Raw genomic sequence first — 403 nt, 5'->3', positions numbered from 1 at the left:
CATACGGCGTGCTCACGATCTCAGCATAAGCGACCCATACGTTCGTATGGTAGCGTCCGCCGACATGTCCTCGACACGCCTGCAGTCCCTGGACGTCCTGCGCGGCATCGCCATCCTCGGCACCCTGGGCACCAATATCTGGATCTTCACCGATCCCGAGGGGCTGATCGGCTACCTGCAGGGGCCTTCCGCCTCGCCCTGGCGGCCGGTCGAGATCACGCTGCAGGTGTTGGCGCAGGGCAAGTTTCTCGGGTTGCTAACGATCATGTTCGGCATCGGCCTTGCCCTGCAACAACGTTCAGTGCTCAACGGCGGCGGCCATTGGCCGGGAAGTTACCCATGGAGGGCACTGCTGCTGCTGATCGACGGGATCGTCCACTTCGTGATGTTCACCGAGTTCGAC

At 62.3% G+C, this 403-nt stretch carries 1 pseudogene; it reads left to right on the top strand.

Features of this window, described 5'->3' with window-relative positions:
- Nucleotides 1-64: 64 nt before the first annotated feature.
- Nucleotides 65-403 (top strand): annotated as a pseudogene (locus IMZ11_RS44515) (hypothetical protein); the annotation flags it as partial.

This window comes from Microtetraspora sp. AC03309, assembly GCF_020826795.1.
Lineage (GTDB): Bacteria > Actinomycetota > Actinomycetes > Streptosporangiales > Streptosporangiaceae > Microtetraspora > Microtetraspora glauca.
This window is presented reverse-complemented; position numbering and strand designations above follow the sequence as displayed.